Below are 16,165 nucleotides of genomic sequence, written 5' to 3'. Positions count from 1 at the left end.
AACTCCTAGCGTCTGGCGTTCGTTAACCTGATCAAATATGCTTCTCCCCGAGGCGGTACGCGCGGCCTTGGGGCTTAGAAACCCCTCCCTAGCGGCTTGGCACCGGCCGACGCGGTGCCAGGATCCTTCGGCTTACGGCCGGGGGCATGTGACGCATGTCCAGGTGCCTCGGTGCTAAAGGTCGCAGGGCCGTCTAGGGGGGGTTCTAACCCCCGGCTTGGGGTCGAGATCTTATATTTTGCGGGGGCGTACTGCGGACCAAGCCGTGGGAATTTGCTGCTATTGCCAGAACCGATCAGTCTCAATCTTGAACCGTCATCGCTGAAGTATTCCGTTTCCGCGATTCTTGCCGGCTTGAACGAGTCCGCGCTTGAGCGTGTCGCTCTGGACGTCATTCGTGAGCAGACCAGCGACAACGCGACGACGATGGAGCTTCTGCGCGAGGTCGCCAACCTGATGCATACATCGGGTCTGCCCGACACGCAGTTGCTGCCTGCCGCGGCCACCTTCCTTGGCCAGACCGTGGTGAACCAGGCGTCGAACGCGGCGTTTCAGGACGGCTTCGTTGTCGTCTGCGGGATTTTCCTCCTCGCTCTGATTCCGACTTGGCTGATGTGGCGCGCGGCGTCTTCGACCGCATAGCGGGGATATCTCCACTATGATGTACCTAAAATTCCGTGACAGAAACCCTTCGCTAACAAGCCGAAAGCGCAATAGCGCCGGCTCGGGTATCACCAAGGGAGACATGGAAATGACTGATGTCGACCCAGACGACAAGGAAAACGAACTTCCGATCACGCCAGCGCAATGCCGTATGGCGAGGGCTGGTGTGCAAATGTCGGTGCGCGAGTTGGCGCATCTGGCTGAGGTTTCCGGTCTTACGGTCACGCGGTTCGAGAACGGCGATGTCACTTGTCCGGTGGAGACGATATTGGGACTTATGATGGTGTTGGAGGCGCGCGGTGCACGTTTCTTATCCAATTCGGCAGGAATTGGTGTCATGATAGTAGATCATTAACGCAAATGCGCAAAGGCTGGATGCGAGGCTTTTATGATAAGCAACGAGTTCCCCCACGTGCATCCGGCAAAAGACGGCGACCTGCACACGATGCTGCCGGCGGATGCGATATCGAAGGTTATCGATCTGGGTTGGGCAGAGCTCCATCCGACGGTGGCTGCCGGCATGATCCCCTAAATCGTAGCCTTGGTCTACGCGCCCAGAGACAACGCGGAGATCAACTCGGTCCTCGTTCTCCTGCAGCTGGCGTACGATTTCTCGCGTGGCGATTTCCCGCGGGCCTCCAATGTCGTTTTTTAGACTTAAACCAAGCAAGGATCCTTCCCGCACCTAATTCGGAGCAAGGCCGAATGCCCGCACCTCGTCCTTGATAATCCCGATCATGCGGTTGAAAGGCGCGGTCCGGGCGATAGAGTTGCGATAGCTAATGCCGGTGGCGATCCGCCAGTCGTAGCTCGGCACTGGCAGCGCTGCGAGGCCGGATCCGAGGCGGGGATGTAGCAGCGGTTCCGGTAAGCTGGTCAGGAATCCGTTGTTCCGCACGAGATCGAGCGCCAACGCCAGCGAGTGCGTCGACACGATCGTACGTGGCGACGGCACGTCCGCCTTCTTGAACAGAGCCTCGATTCTCCCCAGAGCCAGTGAGTCATAGCTTAGCTGAACCCAGGCGCGCTGCGACAAGTCCGTTTCGCGAACATCCGTCGCGGCAGCGAGCGGATCGTCTGCCGCTGCGACGATCCTGTTCGACTGATTGTAGAGCGGGATCTCCTGAACCCCGACCGACAGCGTTTCCGCTCCGCTGCGCAGGCCGCCGAAATAGGCGCCAATCTCACCTGTGTTGAGCGCCGGTAACATGATCGCGCCAACGCCGGTCCGCACGGATATCTGCAGGTTCGGAAACTCGTTGGAAAGCCGCGCAAGCACGTGAGCCATGAACGCGGCCTCATAGGTCGGGCCGACGCCGATCCGCAACGCGCCTCGCGCCCCGTTGCGGGTGGCCGTGAGATCGAAGAGCGCGCTGTCCCATTGCATCTCGATCTCTCGCGCCCGGGTATAGAACGCCTGTCCGGCCTGGGTCAGGGTGACGCCACGCGACGAGCGTTCGAAAAGCGCCGCGCCGAGATGGAGCTCAAGCTCGCGCAGCGACTTGGAGAGGGCCGGCTGGCTGATGTTCAAGTGCCGTGCCGCTGCCTGAATACTGCCCAGTTCGGCGGTGGCGAGGAAGTGTTTCAGGCGCCAGATGTGATCCATTTATAACTCCGGGTTATACCTTTTATACACAAAAATATTAGTCCCGCGAGGACAAACCGTCTAGACTCACATCGTCCGTAAGAAAGTGGGTTCTTGATGCGCGCCGTTTTTGTTTTGTTCGATTCACTCAACCGTCTCGCGCTTGGTTGCTATGGCGGAGGGGCGATTGCGACCCCCAACTTCGATCGCTTCGCCCAGCGGGCCGTGACCTTCGACAATCATTATGTCGGCTCGCTGCCCTGCATGCCGGCCCGGCGCGACATGCATACGGGTAGGCTGAACTTCATGCACCGCTCCTGGGGTCCGCTCGAACCTTTCGACAATTCGATGCCCGATATCTTGAAGCAGGCCGGCGTGCACACACATCTCATCAGCGACCACTTCCACTACTACGAGGACGGCGGCGCGACGTATCACAGCCGCTACAAGACCTGGGAGTTCATTCGCGGACAGGAATACGACCCGTGGATCGCGATGGTGCAACCGCCTTTGGAGCGCTTCAAGGAAATGTATTCCGACAAGCACTACAACGTGCCGACGGAACCGAAGCGGCGGCAGCATCAAGTCAATCGCGAAAAGATACGAATAGAGGAGGATTTTCCCGGCCCGGCGTGCTTCGCGCGCGCCTTTGCCTTCCTCGACGACAACCGCATGGCGGACAACTGGTTTCTGCAACTCGAATGCTTCGATCCGCACGAGCCGTTCTTCGCGCCCGAGAAATACCGTCAGGAGTACACGACGGGCTACAATGGCTCGATCCTCGACTGGCCGAAATACGCGCCGGTCAAGGAAAGCCCGGACGAGATCGCGGAAATCCGGGCGAACTACGCCGCTCTCGTGGCCATGTGCGACGCCTATTTCGGCAAGCTTCTGGACTATTTCGACGAGCACGATCTCTGGTCCGATACCTGCCTCGTGCTCACGACCGATCACGGTTTCCTGCTAAGCGAGCATGATTGGTGGGGAAAGAACCTGACGCCATATTACGAGGAGATCTCGCATATCCCGTTGATCGTCCACCATCCGGACTATGCCGCGAAGGCGGGGACACGGATTGCGACGCTGAGCCAGACGACGGACCTTATGCCGACGTTCCTCGAGGTCTTCGGCCATTCGGTGCCGAAGGAAGTCACCGGCAGGTCGATCCTGCCCCTGATCGACGGAGAGCCCGGCCCCGAGGCGCTGATATTCGGCATGTTCGGCGGTCCGGTTGGCGTGACCGATGGCGAGTACAGTTTCTTCCGCTATCCGGCGAACCTGTTCGACGAACAGCTTGGCGAATACACCCTAATGCCCACGCACATGACAGGGTTCTTCGGGCCGGACGAGCTTGCGACCGGGCGGATGGCCGGCCCCTTCGAATTCACAAAGGGGCAAAGGCTTCTGCGCTATGATGCGCTCAACTCCGCGCGACGGCCTCCGGGGCTTGATGGAACCAAGTTCGCAGCTTTCGAATCCACCATCTATCACAATACGTCGGACCCCAATCAGCTTCGTCCGATATACGACGCGGAGATCGAGGCGCGACTGAATAAGGAGATCGTGAGGCTCCTTAAGGTGCACGATGCGCCGCCCGAATACTTCAACTGGATCGGCCTCGCCGAGGGCGCGGACGTGAACTGAAAACGCATAATGGGAGGAACTGAAAAGTGAAGAGAACAGCATTCAGCATTGCAGCCAGCCTTCTGGCGCTGGCAGCCGCCACGTCGGCGCACGCCAAGGATCAGCCGGACATCACCATGGCGATCAACCAGTCGCCATGGCTGAATTCCTTCGTCGCCATGGTCGATCTCTACGAGGAGGAAACCGGGAACGTCGTCGATCTTGACGTCAATCCGTTCGGGGGACTGCTGGAAAAGATCCGGAACTCGGTGCGCGGCGCCGAAGGCACCTACGATCTTGTCAACATCAACTCGCTCTGGCTGTCCGAGATCTATTCCGGCGGCTTCCTCGCGCCGCTTGGCGAGGTACAGGAAGGCTACGCGCTTCACGATGGCGTCCTGAGCTACGGCGCGACCACGAAGTGGGATGCGGCGGTCGGGTCATTCTCGCCGGACGGCGCGCTGATGGGTGTGCCGGTCAACGGCAACGTCCAGGTCCTCTATTACAACCAGGTGATCTATGACGAACTCGGCCTGTCGGTTCCCGACACATGGGACGACCTTTACGCGAACGCTAAAAAAATCGCAGAAGCCAAGGGCATTTACGGCTTCGTTCCGCGCGCGGCTCGCGATTCGATCGTCTACAATATCACCCCCTACATCTTCAGCCACGACGCCGCGTTTTTCCGGGTGACGGGCCCGGGACAGGCCGCGATCGGGCTGAATACGACCGGGGGGCTTGCGGCGCTGAAAACCTATCTGAAGATGTCAGGGGAGGATGTTGCTCCGCCGAATCCCGGTGCCATCGCGCAGGGTGAGCTTATCCAGCTTCTGTCCACCGGCAAAGCCGCGCAGGCGATCGCAGTGATCGCCGCTTGGGGCGCGCTGGAAAACCCCAACGAGTCCCGGGTTGTCGGCCAGATGTCGGCATCGTTGATACCCGCAGGTCCGGGCGGAACACACGCGTCGAGCGCCGGTCACTGGGTCGCGGGTATCCCCAAGAACGTGTCGGCGGAGCGCCAGCGCGCAGCGCTGGCCTTTTTGGACTGGTTCCAGTCCCAGGCGCTCCAAGTGAAGTATGTCGAAGCCGGAGGCGTACCCGTGCGTGGCGATCTGGCGGAAACCGGTCTGGGGACGAACAACTCTTACCGTTTCCTTGGGGCCTATTCGGCAAATGCGGCAAATGCGGTGATGGGTCTGCCTTTCGCGGCCGCCGCCGAAGCATCCGACGCGATGGCCCTGCACTTCAACCGGGCCGTCATCGGGGAGGAAAGCCCCGAGGTGGCGCTCAATGCGGCGGCCGAGGCCCTGGCGGGCATACTTGAGCAGAACGGCTTTACCGTCACCCGCCAGCCAGACCTCTGAGCCACTTCGCTAGCGCCTCTGGACGGAACCAGATGAACACCATGATCAAACCGGGTGTCGTAATTCGTCGGAACAAGCGATGGCTGGTGCTGTCGCTTGCGCCCGTCGCGGTGTTCTTCATGGTTCTGTCCGGGTTTCCGGTGCTGAACCTTCTGGGTCTGAGCTTCTTCGATGTGGAATGGCGTGAAGGCGCGGCCGAGTTCAACTATATCGGTCTGGAGAACTACCGCCGGCTCTTCCTGGAGGAAACGATATACTGGGCGGGGGTGCGCAACACGCTCGTCTTTGCGGTGACGGTCGTGACCTGCCAGATGGTCCTCGGGTTTTCGATGGCGCTGGCCGTGAAGCGGGCGGGGTCGGTCGGGCGAACGATCCTGACCGGCATCTTCCTCCTGCCGATCGTGATCCCCCCAATCGTCATTGGCACGATGTGGCGTCTGGTCATGGGGCGCGAGTTCGGGCTGGCGAACACGCTGCTTCGTTGGTTCGGTCTGAACGAGGTCGATTGGCTCGGAAACCCTGACATCGCGCTCGCATCGGTGATGTTCGTGGACATCTGGCACTGGACGCCTTTCGTCTTTCTTCTCATGCTCGCCGGTCTGGAGTCGCTTGACGAAGAAGTTCTGGACGCGGCCCGATTGGATGTGACCGGCTTCTGGCAGGAGGTGCGCCATATCGTGCTGCCGCTGATGCTGCCTACGATCCTCATCACGGTGATTTTTCGGGTCATCCTGTCGTTCAAGGTCTTCGACGAGGTCTATCTGCTGACATCAGGCGGGCCAGGCACGGCCACGGAGGTCGTTAACTTTTCGATTTACCGTACCTTCTTCCGGCAGGATCAGGTCGGGTACGGTTCGGCGATGTCGGTGGTCACATTGTTTGCCATAGCGCTCACGATCATCCTCGCGCGCGGAGTGCTTGCCCGCCGCAGGAACGCGGAGGACGCAGGATGACCCTGCGTCGAACCTCGGGTCGCGTTGCGGCAAATGTTTTAGTCTGGGGCTATGCGGGAATAATTCTGCTGCCGACACTTTGGGTGTTATCCAATGCCTTCAAATACAAGATCGATATCATAACGGGCGCGACGCTCAGTCCGGTCACCTGGAGCAATTTCGAGCAGCTTCTTTTTTCGCGTCAGTCCCAATTCCTGTGGAACCTGCTCAACAGTGCCTTTGTCGCTGTCAGTTCAACCGCGATCGTCATCGTTATTGCCACGATGGCCGCCTTTACGCTCGGCCGCTTGAGAGTACCCGGGTGGGTTCGCTGGCCGATCCTGGGCTGGGCACTGTTGTTCCAAATGCTTCCCACGCTCACCTTCGTGGGTTCCTGGTATGTCATGTGGTCGGCGATCGGACTGCACGGAACCTATGTCTCGGTCATCCTGACCCATGTCGTGCATAATCTGCCGATGGGCCTGTTCCTGATGCTGAGCTTCATGTTCGCATTGCCGCACGAGATCTTTCAGGCTGCGCGCATGGACGGATGCTCGAACAGCCAGATGTTCTGGCGGGTGGCCTTCCCGCTGGTGCGGGGTGGAATGATTGCGGCGACGGCGCTGATCTTCATCTTTTCCTGGAGCGACTTCGCCATCGCTTTGACGCTGACCTCGCCGGCGACGATGACGGCTCCGGTCGCCATCGCAACCTTCGCGCAGGAATACGACATCCGCTATGGCGAGATGGCCGCCGGGACTCTCTTGTCAATCGTCCCGGCGCTGATCCTGATCCTCGTCGGCCAGCGATTTATCGTCCGCGGGCTTCTGGCGGGCGCAGTCAAGTAGACACGGAGAGAAGGGAGTCTCATGGCAACCGTCACCCTTAAGGGGGTACGAAAGAAATACGGTCGGGTAGAGGTTATTCCGCCGATCGATCTGGAGGTTCCGAGCGGCGAATTTATCGCCCTCGTCGGTCCTTCGGGTAGCGGTAAGTCCACGTTGTTGCGGATCATTGCGGGTCTGGAAGAGATCGACGCGGGTCGGATTTTTGTGGACGGCAAGGATGTTACGCAAACCGAACCGAGTGATCGGGACATGGCGATGGTCTTCCAGTCCTATGCGCTCTATCCGCACATGACGGTCGCCGAGAACATGATCTTTGCCCTCAGGATGCGCGGGACGGATCCCACCGAGATCGCCCGCCGTCTCGAAGCGGCGCTAAAAATGCTTGGCATGTCGGAATACGCCAACCGCCGACCCGGTCAGCTCTCCGGCGGGCAAAGGCAACGCGTGGCCATGGGTCGGGCGATCGTTCGGCAGCCGCAGGTCTTTCTTTTCGACGAACCTCTATCCAATCTCGACGCCAAGCTGCGCGCGGCGACAAGACTGGAATTGCGGGCGTTGCACGATCAACTGGGGGCCACTTCCGTCTTCGTCACTCACGACCAGATCGAAGCTATGACCATGGCTGACCGCATCGTCTTGCTCGACGGCGGTCGTATCCAGCAGATTGGAACGCCGCGAGAGATCTATCGCGAACCGCAGAACCGCTTTGTCGCGAGTTTCATCGGCTCGCCCGAGATCAATATGCTACGCGGCATGCTGGCATCCGCGGCCGGCCGCCTCACCTTCGAGGGGCTACCGCTGTCCGAGTCATTGCAGGCCGCTGCGGGTCGCGAGGTCGATCTCGGCATTCGTCCCGAGCACATCAGGGTCTGGCCAGACGCAGCACCGGATCGCTGGCCCTTCGAAGTGGACGCGGTGGAGTTTACCGGGCACGACGCGTTCCTCGTCGGCAAAACCCCGGCAGGCCGGGTTACGCTCCGTATCGACCCGGACAATGACCGTGGTTTGGCCGATAGCGTTGTCGCTGGTCAGCAGCTTCATGTGCAGTTGCAGGAGCGACATATATTGCTTTTCAATCCTGACACTGGCGTTAGGATCACGAATGGCTGAGACATGCAGGCTGCGGACCCTGCGTTTCGATGGCGGCACCGAGGACGGCGCTCGGCTGATCGAGGTCGAAAACGCGGCCGGACTCTCAATCGATCTACTTCCCGATCGGTGCCTTGATGTCGGGATTGTGCGCTATCGCGGCGTGCCTTTCGGATGGATAGGCGAAAACGGGCTGGCCCCGGCCCGACCGGGAGAGATGGATCAGGCCCTTGGCGGTCTGCTCTGCACTTGCGGATTTGATCACATCCGCCAACCGGCGAACGACGGCCTCCGGCACTTCCCGCTGCATGGCTCCATGTCGCTCAGGCGCGCTATCGTGACAACGACGCAAGTGCTGGAGGACGGTTCCGCCGAGGTCTGTGCAACGGTCGCCCACGGAACCCTTTCAGGTCAGTCCTGGCGGCTCCATCGACGCGTGACACTGCCTCCCGACCGTGCCGAAATCAGTATTGAAGACCGGGTTGAAGCGCGCGGGCGAGGGGAGATCACGCCCATCATGGCACTCTATCACATCAATCTCAGCGCCCCGCAATTTTGCCCGGATACTCTAGTCGAGATCGCAACTCGCATGCGTCCGGACCTGCCCGGCACCGAGGACTTCACCTTCTGCGAACCCGCACCGGCCAATGGGAACCTTATCCAGGTGTCGGATGGTGGAAGGGATCCGCGACGGTGCTTCCGGTTGTCGTTCGACAAGCAGGCCCTGCCTTGGCTACAGTTTCATCGACGTACGGCGGCTGGCGGTGGTCTTTTCTGTATCGAACCGACCACTCATAACCGTCAGCCTCGCGGTGAACTCCTGCGCGATGAAACACCGCTTAACGGTTCTGTCGAGCGCCGTTTTCAGTTAGTCATGAGCTTCGGGTCGGGGTCCGCCTGAGTTGTTCTCGGGCGCGGGATTATCCCGCGAACAGGAAGGGCGGCGTCATTCTGCCGCGCTTGCGGTCCCGTCGAAGGCACCCTCGACCTCCCAGCGGCGCGCGATGGTGCCAAGCGTGTCCAGCACGCCACGCAGCTCCGCGCCGCGCTCAGTCAATCCGTATGTTACAGCCGGTGGGATGGTCATAGCCTGCTCGCGCCAGACCACACCGGCATGTTCCAGCATCCGCAACCGCTCGGTCAGGACGCGAGTGGAAATCCCGGGCACCAGACGCTTGATCGCACCGAAACGCTGCGGTCCCTGCTCGGACAGAACCCAGAGGATGTATATCGTCCAAGGGCCTGTGATGACACGCAGCAGCGCCTCCATCGGGCAGGAAGGGGGCAGGACGCTCTTCATCGTGGATAGCCCTCACAGTCAAAGGAAGTTAGTTACTTTTACGTGCCTACTTTCTCCAATGAAGCAAGGCATCTAAAGATACTTAACGAGAGAACGGCGGCTGAACAAGCCGTTGCAAACAGGGAGAGCGGCAATGAGCGACAAAGTGGCAAAGTATGTCTATTGGATTGCGACCGGCCTTGTGGCGCTGGTCTATCTAGGTGCCGCGGCCTTCTACATCTCGTCCCACGACATGGTCGCGGGCATGTATCGCGAGGTGCTGGGCTATCCCACCTACATCATCTGGCCGCTCGCGATTCTGAAGATCGTTGGCGCGGTGGTGATCCTCTGGCGCCCTTCGGCGATGCTGGTGGATTGGGCATATGCGGCGATGTTCTGGCATCTGGTGCTAGCCATCGGGGCGCATGTGGGCGTGGGCGATCCGGGCTGGCCGCCGGCTCTGGCGACCTGGGTGCTTCTGATCGCCTCGTGGCTGACCGCCAATCGCGTGCGGGCGGTCAAGTCGGCCTACGCGCCCGCGTTTCCGTCAGCGGCGAACTGATCCGATGCCGAGCTGCCACGGCGCTGCCCTTCCACGCTTGGCTTTGGGGTTCGAAAGGACGACGACATGACGGACAGACAGCCGACAATGTTTGTTCCCCATGGCGGCGGCCCGTGTTTCTTCATGGACTGGAACCCGCCTGACACCTGGGATAGGCAACGCCGATTCCTCGAGAATTTACCTGCGAGCCTGCCGGCAAAGCCCAAGGCGCTCCTCGTGATCTCGGGTCATTGGGAGGAGCGGGTGTTTACCGTGCAGACCAACCCCGCGCCGCCGCTGCTGTTCGACTATCAGGGATTTCCGCTGCACACATATCAGCTGACTTGGCCCGCGCCGGGCGATCCCGAGCTGGCGGCCCGCGCGAGCGGACTTCTGGAAGGCGCAGGGTTCCAAACCGGGGCCGACCCAGCGCGCGGCTTCGATCATGGGGTGTTCGTTCCGCTAAAGGTGGCTTTTCCAGAGGCCGACATCCCCACCGTCCAGTTGAGCCTGCGCGCCGATCTCGACCCCGCGGCGCATCTCGCCGCCGGTCGCGCGCTGGCGCCCTTGCGCGACGAAGGGGTGCTGATCATCGGGTCCGGCAACACCTATCACAATATGGCCGTCATGATGCGCGCCATGCGCGGCGGGGCGGAGGGCAACGTGCGCGGCCTCGATTTCGACCGATGGCTCACGAGTGCTGTGACCCATGAAGACCCCGAAGTGCGGCACGCTATGCTGGCCGCGTGGGATCAGGCACCCGGCGCACGCGACGCCAATCCGCGCGAGGAACATCTGATCCCGTTGCACGTCGCGGCCGGGGCCGCCTTTGCGGATCGGGGAGGCAAGACCCTCGAGGATCACGTATTGGGCGCGGTCGAAAGCGCCTTCAGATTTGGATAGGAGCAACCATGAGCTTCGAACTTCCCCCACGGCATGGACCGCGCCCCGAAACCACCGATTGCGCACCGCATGAGCAGGTGTCCCAGAACTCGTCGGCCAAGATTCACGCGTTGTTCAAGGAAAAGGCGTTCGCCCTGCCCTTCGTCGAGCGCTGCTGGTCGGGCGTTTCGGTCCCCGGCGCCGAGGCCCTGGTGCTTCCTGTAGCCCACGCATGCGGACCACGCGAGGCCTTCATAATCGGGCGCGAGTTTGCCCATGTGCACCCCGCCCACGATGGCTCGTCGCACCTGATGCTGCCCCCATCCGTGGTTGAGGAACTGATCGCGAAAGGTTGGGGCGAACCGCATCCCATGGCGCGGCTGGGCTATATCCCGGCCACGGCGGTCATGGCTTTCGCCCCGCGTGACGAGAACGAGGTCGATGTCATGCTGCGCCTGCTGACCACGAGCTGGGACTTCGCTCGCGGCAAGCTGGCGAACCCCGCCCCCGTCCATATCCACGGCTGAGAGCAAAAGCCTCCTCAGCAATCAGAACAGGAGACCAACCATGTCCGACATTCAGAACGGCCCCTTCATAGTCACCGGCGCCTCCGGCCAGCTTGGCCGGCAGGTGGTCGACTTGCTGCTGCAGGCCGGCGCCGGTCCGATCATCGCCGTATCGCGCAATACCGAAAAGCTGGCCGACCTCGCCGACAAGGGTGTCGAGACCCGCAAGGGCGATTTCAACTATCCAGCGTCGCTTGGGGCCGCCTTTACTGACGGCAAGCGTCTCCTCATCATTTCGACCGACGATCTCCACCCGGGCAAGCGGCTCGCTGCCCATTCCAACGCGGTTGCGGCGGCCAAGGCGGTGGGCATTGGGCATATCGTCTATACATCGTTTGCGGGCCCGGTCCCGGAAAGTCCGATCGGATTCGCCCGCGACCACGAAGGGACCGAGAAGCTGATCGCGGACAGTGGGGCGGATTACACGATCCTGCGCAACAACATGTACACCGACTTTCTGCTGATGGGCGGCTCGCAGAGCGTCGCCATGGGCAAGCACTTCGCCGCCGCGGCAGAGGGCAAGACCGGATATGTGACGCGGGCGGATTGCGCCCGTGCCGCAGCCGTGGCGCTAATGACGGCGACGGGAAAGCAGACCCTCGATATCACCGGGCCGCAGACGGTCAGCCAGGCTGAGGTCGCAGCGATCCTGTCCGACGTCGCGGGCAAGGAGATCTCGTACATCGCGCTGCCAGCCGAGGAACTGGCGCGGGCGATGATTGGAAACGGCCTGCCGGAATTCATGGCGCGGGTCTTCGTTTCCTTCGACGAGGCAATGGCGCAGGGTTTCCTCGATGTGGCCAGCGACGACCTGAAGACGCTGACCGGCCAACCTGGCCAATCGGTGCGCGACTTCCTGATAGCGAACCGCGCGGCACTATTGACGCCGCCGCAGCGCTGAGGACTGAACCATGCGGCTTTACAACGCCAACTTATCGCCCAACGCCCTGCGCGTGCGCGCTGTGGCCTTCGAACTGGGCATCGACATCGAGATCGTCGAGGTCGATCTTCGTAGGGGCGACAACCGCGCCGGAGAATTCCTCCGGCGCAATCCCAACGCCAAGGTGCCTGTCCTTAAGGACGGCGATTTCTTTCTATGGGAGTCGCGGGCGATCTGCGGCTACCTGGTCAGCCAGACCCCCGACGCGGGTCTGGTACCGTCTGCGCCGAGGAAACGGGCGCTGATGAACCAGTGGGCCTGGTGGCAGGCCATCCATCTGGGTCCAGCCATGCAGAAACTGTCCTTCGAGCTGTTCCTGAAGGAGAAACTCGGCATGGGCGATGCCGACCATGCGGCGGTCAAAGCCGAGCGCAAGGCCACCGATCAGTTTCTCGACGTGCTGGAAGAGGGTCTGGCCCGGCAGGACTGGATCACCGGCGATCTCAGCCTTGCGGATTTCTACCTGGCCACGACCTTCATGTATCGCAAGCAGGCTGCAATCTCGCTGGAGACCCGGCCCGCCGTTGCCGCCTGGATCGAACGGCTGGAGGCGAGGGACAGCTGGCATAAGGCGATGGTCCCGCTGAACGCGCTCTTGGGACTCTGACTGTTGATTTGCGCAGAGAACTGATGGAGTGGATGCCCCCTCCCGACGGCATCGCAATGTGCCAGAGTGATGTGCGTTGAACGTCACTGAGAGGAGAGAGCATCCATGAAGGAAATTAGCATTGTCGGCTTGGACCTGGCAAAGCGAGTGTTTCAGGTGCACGCCGCTGGAAGCGATGGCGCGGTTGTCTTGCGTCGGAAGCTGTCGCGTGGACAGATCCTCGCCTTCTTTACGGAGCTGCCGAAGTGCATTGTTGCCATGGAAGCATGCGCGACAGCGCATTATTGGGCACGTGAGATCGGCAAGTTCAGTCACGAAGTTCGCCTGCTCCCACCGGCCTACGTGAAGCCCTTCGTCAAGCGACACAAGAACGATGCGGCTGACGCCGAGGCCATTGTCGAGGCGGCGCTCCGCCCCTCGATGCGGTTCGTTGTTCCAAAGACCGAGAGCCAGCAAGCCCGTTCCATGATCTTCCGGACGCGCGATCTGGTTGTCCGCCAGCAAACGCAGCTTATCAACGCTCTTCGCGCTCACCTGGCTGAGCATGGAGTTATTGCGCCACAGGGAATTGCGAACCTGGCCTTGCTGTCGGAGATCATCGAGGAAGGCAACCTTGGCCTCGAACTCGTCGTCGTGGAAACCGCGCGGCTTTATCTTGAGCAGATCGAGGTGCTCTCCGCTCGTATTGCCGGCTTGGAGAAGACGCTCAGATCGGAAGCAAAGCGCTCCGAGGCCTCGGCCCGACTGATGTCGATGCCTGGGATGGGGCCGATCACCGCCATGGCGATCGAAGCTTTCGCCCCAACCATGAGCACATTCCGGAAAGGGCGAGACTTTGCGGCCTGGCTCGGGCTGGTGCCCAAGCATCATTCGAGTGGCGGAAAGCAACAACTCGGGCGAACCTCGAAGATGGGCCAACGCGATATCCGGCGGCTTCTGATCATCGGCGCGATGACCGTGATCCGATGGGCATGCCGCAAATCCCCTCCCGAGAACTCATGGCTGGCGCGTATGTTGGCGCGCAAGCCACGCATGCTCGTTGCGATCGCGCTAGCCAACAAGATGGCTCGGTCGATCTGGGCAATGATGACGAAGAATGAGAGCTACAAGGGATCCGGGCTGGCTGCGGCATAGCAAACGCTGCGCTGCTGTGAGCACGGATCGTCGGCGTGTGAGGAGGTCAGCGAACGGTAAGGACAAAGATCGGTGAGAGTGGGTCTGGGAATGCATCCGGGTCAGTGAGCGACGAGCTCGCAGAACTGATTTGCACCAGGTCCGCGTAGCTCCATACCGGCCAGCGGTCGTATTCGTGCCGCAACGAAAGGCCTGATACATGACCGCACCCGATCACACGTCCAAATCGTTCGAAGAGAGCCTTGCATGAACGGCGGTATCCATAAATGTCTCCTAGAATGATTGGCAATTCAACAATTGCTGTTAGAAGCGGCCTCGCCAGCGTTCGGTCACTTGCGGTGAGCCGCTTCGTAGTTAGTGCGACGAAAGGGAAGAAAACTTTCGGCAGCAAGCCCAATGGCGTCGGATACTGTAACGTGATCGACCTCGCGGGACACATTTAAGTACTTGACACCTCTATGGCTCATGCGGTCCGGTACGAACGGCAACAATCAAAACGAGTGCCAAACCGATTGTTTGGGATCCAATGGGCTCATGGGAGACATTCTTGATCGACACTAGAACAGACTGGAGCACTTCAACCATAGAGGGAACCGCGAAGCTGGCCGAATTCGCCTCGTCGCTGTCAATAGCTGATATCCCAACGCATGTAGTTGAGCGAGCGGTCGACCTTTATGTTGACTGGGCTGGATCCGCATTTTCCGGTGCACGTCATCGGGCAATCGTTGCGATCGATGATTTCGCAAAGGAAATGGGTCCCGATCAGGGGAGATCGGAAGTACTTATCTCAGGCCGCATGACGTCACCTTATTTTGCCGCTTTTGTGAATGCCGCCGCTTCGCATGTTTCCGAACAGGACGATGTCCATAATGGCTCCGTGTTTCATCCTGGTGCGGTCGTTTTTCCTGCTGGGCTAGCGATCGCGCAGCATTGCAATGCGAGCGGAACCGAATTTTTAACGGCGTGCGTTGCCGGATACGAAACCGGAATCCGCATCGGGGAATATCTCGGCCTTCCACACTACAAGATCTTTCATACGACTGGAACTGCAGGAGCGCTTGCTGCGGCTGCCGTGGCAGGACGTCTTCTCAAACTCGATTCCCAGCAGATGTTGAACGCTCTTGGCTCTGCCGGCACTCAGGCCGCAGGTCTTTGGGAGTTTCTAAAAGATGCGGCAGATTCCAAACAGCTTCATACTGCGAATGCTGCCGGCAATGGTGTGATTGCGGCAAGCCTTGCCGCCCGAGGTTTCACGGGTGCAAAACAAATCCTTGAAGGCGAAAAAGGAATGGCCGCTGGAATGTCTTCGAACTGTGCCCTGGAGAAGATCAGTACCGGGTTGGGTGTCAGATGGGGTCTTGCAGAGACGTCATTTAAGTATCATGCATCGTGCCGCCACACTCATCCTGCTGCAGATGCTCTTCTTGAGCTGATGCTGGAAAATTACTTGAACACCGAGGACATCGAGCATGTCACCGCGCATGTGCACCAGGCAGCACTTGATGTACTGGGCTCAGTCACCTTCCCAACCACTGTTCATCAGGCGAAGTTCTCTATGCCCGCAACGTTGGCATTGATTGCAATCCACCGGCGAGCCGGCATGGCCGAGTTCGACGGCATCCTTGAAAATGAACGGGCAAGGTCGTTCATGAACAGGATCGATATGGCTTTTGATCCCGAAGTGGAAAAGAAATACCCGGCATCCTGGATCGGAAAAGTATCTGTGACGCTAAAAGACGGGACAGTCCTAAGGCACCGCGTCGCAGAACCAAAGGGCGACCCTGGGAATACCCTGACGCGCGATGAGATTGAAGAAAAGGCGGGTCGTCTGGCAGAATATGGTGGAGTCCTGGACGCAGACAGGTGGGCGCAAGTTTCCCGTACTCTCTGGTCGGTCGCGTCAAGTGATGGGATCGGGCCACTTCTTGTCTGACACACCAGACTCATATCCATTCCGACAGACCAAAAAAATCCATCGGGTATGGTAACGGATGGCGCAATCAGCGACATGATTGGCCGCATCGCCGCGCCTTAGGGAGCAATCGATGATACAAAGCGCCATCTCGTCTCGATGCTGCGGCGTCGGACGGGCATCCCAGATGCCGGCTGCCG

Annotated in this window: 18 protein-coding genes; 16 read left to right on the top strand and 2 right to left on the bottom strand. The window is 60.2% G+C overall.

Annotation, left to right across the window (positions count from 1 at the left end):
* Positions 1–282: 282 nt before the first annotated feature.
* The 3 genes from ABJ076_RS22955 (at position 283) to ABJ076_RS22945 (ending at position 1,195) form a co-directional block, all read left to right on the top strand.
* Positions 283–642 carry a hypothetical protein gene (locus ABJ076_RS22955; RefSeq protein ID WP_348195932.1) on the top strand — a complete coding sequence of 120 codons (360 nt, stop codon included), beginning with the start codon at positions 283–285 and terminating at the stop codon, positions 640–642.
* A 109-nt stretch (positions 643–751) separates the two neighbouring features.
* The gene (locus ABJ076_RS22950; RefSeq protein ID WP_348195930.1) at positions 752–1,018 is read left to right on the top strand and encodes a transcriptional regulator; all 267 of its coding nucleotides are present in this window, start codon (positions 752–754) and stop codon (positions 1,016–1,018) included.
* Between the two features lie 33 nt (positions 1,019–1,051).
* Positions 1,052–1,195, top strand: coding sequence for a hypothetical protein (locus ABJ076_RS22945; protein WP_348195929.1), 144 nt, complete (start codon positions 1,052–1,054; stop codon positions 1,193–1,195).
* A gap of 153 nt (positions 1,196–1,348) precedes the next feature.
* On the opposite strand, the gene ABJ076_RS22940 is transcribed toward ABJ076_RS22945, so the two are convergent.
* The gene (locus ABJ076_RS22940) at positions 1,349–2,269 is read right to left on the bottom strand and encodes a LysR family transcriptional regulator (RefSeq protein WP_348195927.1); all 921 of its coding nucleotides are present in this window, start codon (positions 2,267–2,269) and stop codon (positions 1,349–1,351) included.
* Positions 2,270–2,365: 96 nt separating this feature from the next.
* Between ABJ076_RS22940 and ABJ076_RS22935 the strand changes: the two genes are divergently transcribed.
* Genes ABJ076_RS22935 through ABJ076_RS22910 form a run of 6 tightly spaced genes read left to right on the top strand, consistent with a single transcriptional unit; the run spans position 2,366 to position 9,005 of the window.
* Positions 2,366–3,892 (top strand): sulfatase, encoded by a 1,527-nt coding sequence (locus ABJ076_RS22935; RefSeq protein WP_348195926.1) that lies wholly within the window; start codon positions 2,366–2,368, stop codon positions 3,890–3,892.
* A gap of 26 nt (positions 3,893–3,918) precedes the next feature.
* A complete protein-coding gene (locus ABJ076_RS22930; protein ID WP_348195925.1) occupies positions 3,919–5,235 on the top strand; it encodes an extracellular solute-binding protein in 1,317 nt (438 codons plus the stop codon).
* 32 nt (positions 5,236–5,267) lie between these two features.
* Positions 5,268–6,188, top strand: a complete 921-nt coding sequence (locus ABJ076_RS22925) for a sugar ABC transporter permease (RefSeq protein WP_348195924.1) — start codon at positions 5,268–5,270, stop codon at positions 6,186–6,188.
* Complete coding sequence (locus ABJ076_RS22920; protein WP_348195923.1) at positions 6,185–7,015, top strand: carbohydrate ABC transporter permease; 831 nt, start codon at positions 6,185–6,187, stop codon at positions 7,013–7,015. The genes ABJ076_RS22925 and ABJ076_RS22920 overlap by 4 nt, the downstream gene beginning before the upstream one ends.
* Positions 7,016–7,036: 21 nt before the next feature.
* On the top strand, positions 7,037–8,125 hold the full coding sequence (gene ugpC / locus ABJ076_RS22915; RefSeq protein WP_348195922.1) for a sn-glycerol-3-phosphate ABC transporter ATP-binding protein UgpC: 1,089 nt from the start codon (positions 7,037–7,039) through the stop codon (positions 8,123–8,125).
* Entirely contained in the window at positions 8,118–9,005 is an 888-nt protein-coding gene (locus ABJ076_RS22910) for a DUF4432 family protein (protein WP_348195921.1), read from the top strand. The genes ugpC and ABJ076_RS22910 overlap by 8 nt, the downstream gene beginning before the upstream one ends.
* 45 nt (positions 9,006–9,050) lie before the next feature.
* On the opposite strand, the gene ABJ076_RS22905 is transcribed toward ABJ076_RS22910, so the two are convergent.
* Positions 9,051–9,404 (bottom strand): helix-turn-helix domain-containing protein, encoded by a 354-nt coding sequence (locus ABJ076_RS22905; RefSeq protein ID WP_348195920.1) that lies wholly within the window; start codon positions 9,402–9,404, stop codon positions 9,051–9,053.
* A 133-nt stretch (positions 9,405–9,537) separates the two neighbouring features.
* Between ABJ076_RS22905 and ABJ076_RS22900 the strand changes: the two genes are divergently transcribed.
* The 7 genes from ABJ076_RS22900 to ABJ076_RS22870 all read left to right on the top strand — a co-directional run bounded on the left by ABJ076_RS22900 (position 9,538) and on the right by ABJ076_RS22870 (position 15,986).
* On the top strand, positions 9,538–9,945 hold the full coding sequence (locus tag ABJ076_RS22900; RefSeq protein ID WP_348195918.1) for a DoxX family protein: 408 nt from the start codon (positions 9,538–9,540) through the stop codon (positions 9,943–9,945).
* 66 nt (positions 9,946–10,011) lie between these two features.
* Complete coding sequence (locus ABJ076_RS22895; protein ID WP_348195916.1) at positions 10,012–10,827, top strand: class III extradiol ring-cleavage dioxygenase; 816 nt, start codon at positions 10,012–10,014, stop codon at positions 10,825–10,827.
* 8 nt (positions 10,828–10,835) lie between these two features.
* Complete coding sequence (locus ABJ076_RS22890) at positions 10,836–11,333, top strand: luciferase family protein (protein ID WP_348195915.1); 498 nt, start codon at positions 10,836–10,838, stop codon at positions 11,331–11,333.
* 40 nt (positions 11,334–11,373) lie between these two features.
* Positions 11,374–12,273 (top strand): SDR family oxidoreductase, encoded by a 900-nt coding sequence (locus tag ABJ076_RS22885; RefSeq protein ID WP_348195913.1) that lies wholly within the window; start codon positions 11,374–11,376, stop codon positions 12,271–12,273.
* Positions 12,274–12,283: 10 nt separating this feature from the next.
* A complete protein-coding gene (locus tag ABJ076_RS22880) occupies positions 12,284–12,919 on the top strand; it encodes a glutathione S-transferase family protein (protein WP_348195912.1) in 636 nt (211 codons plus the stop codon).
* A 105-nt stretch (positions 12,920–13,024) separates the two neighbouring features.
* The gene (locus ABJ076_RS22875; RefSeq protein ID WP_348195910.1) at positions 13,025–14,053 is read left to right on the top strand and encodes an IS110 family transposase; all 1,029 of its coding nucleotides are present in this window, start codon (positions 13,025–13,027) and stop codon (positions 14,051–14,053) included.
* Positions 14,054–14,600: 547 nt separating this feature from the next.
* Positions 14,601–15,986, top strand: a complete 1,386-nt coding sequence (locus tag ABJ076_RS22870; RefSeq protein WP_348195908.1) for an MmgE/PrpD family protein — start codon at positions 14,601–14,603, stop codon at positions 15,984–15,986.
* Positions 15,987–16,165 lie beyond the last annotated feature (179 nt).

It is taken from the genome of Nisaea sp. (assembly GCF_039990255.1).
In the GTDB taxonomy this organism is placed as follows: domain Bacteria; phylum Pseudomonadota; class Alphaproteobacteria; order Thalassobaculales; family Thalassobaculaceae; genus Nisaea.
Note: the sequence above shows the minus strand (reverse complement) of the source record. Positions and strands in the feature narration are given on the sequence as shown.

Coding starts and splice junctions, on each gene's coding strand:
- ABJ076_RS22875 (WP_348195910.1), top strand. CDS start 13,025: ATGAAGGAAATTAGCATTGTCGGCTTGGACCTGGCAAAGCGAGTGTTT.
- ABJ076_RS22925 (WP_348195924.1), top strand. CDS start 5,268: ATGAACACCATGATCAAACCGGGTGTCGTAATTCGTCGGAACAAGCGA.
- ABJ076_RS22895 (WP_348195916.1), top strand. CDS start 10,012: ATGACGGACAGACAGCCGACAATGTTTGTTCCCCATGGCGGCGGCCCG.
- ABJ076_RS22900 (WP_348195918.1), top strand. CDS start 9,538: ATGAGCGACAAAGTGGCAAAGTATGTCTATTGGATTGCGACCGGCCTT.
- ABJ076_RS22920 (WP_348195923.1), top strand. CDS start 6,185: ATGACCCTGCGTCGAACCTCGGGTCGCGTTGCGGCAAATGTTTTAGTC.
- ABJ076_RS22940 (WP_348195927.1), bottom strand. CDS start 2,269: ATGGATCACATCTGGCGCCTGAAACACTTCCTCGCCACCGCCGAACTG.
- ABJ076_RS22910 (WP_348195921.1), top strand. CDS start 8,118: ATGGCTGAGACATGCAGGCTGCGGACCCTGCGTTTCGATGGCGGCACC.
- ABJ076_RS22880 (WP_348195912.1), top strand. CDS start 12,284: ATGCGGCTTTACAACGCCAACTTATCGCCCAACGCCCTGCGCGTGCGC.
- ABJ076_RS22890 (WP_348195915.1), top strand. CDS start 10,836: ATGAGCTTCGAACTTCCCCCACGGCATGGACCGCGCCCCGAAACCACC.
- ABJ076_RS22950 (WP_348195930.1), top strand. CDS start 752: ATGACTGATGTCGACCCAGACGACAAGGAAAACGAACTTCCGATCACG.
- ugpC (WP_348195922.1), top strand. CDS start 7,037: ATGGCAACCGTCACCCTTAAGGGGGTACGAAAGAAATACGGTCGGGTA.
- ABJ076_RS22945 (WP_348195929.1), top strand. CDS start 1,052: ATGATAAGCAACGAGTTCCCCCACGTGCATCCGGCAAAAGACGGCGAC.
- ABJ076_RS22935 (WP_348195926.1), top strand. CDS start 2,366: ATGCGCGCCGTTTTTGTTTTGTTCGATTCACTCAACCGTCTCGCGCTT.
- ABJ076_RS22885 (WP_348195913.1), top strand. CDS start 11,374: ATGTCCGACATTCAGAACGGCCCCTTCATAGTCACCGGCGCCTCCGGC.
- ABJ076_RS22905 (WP_348195920.1), bottom strand. CDS start 9,404: ATGAAGAGCGTCCTGCCCCCTTCCTGCCCGATGGAGGCGCTGCTGCGT.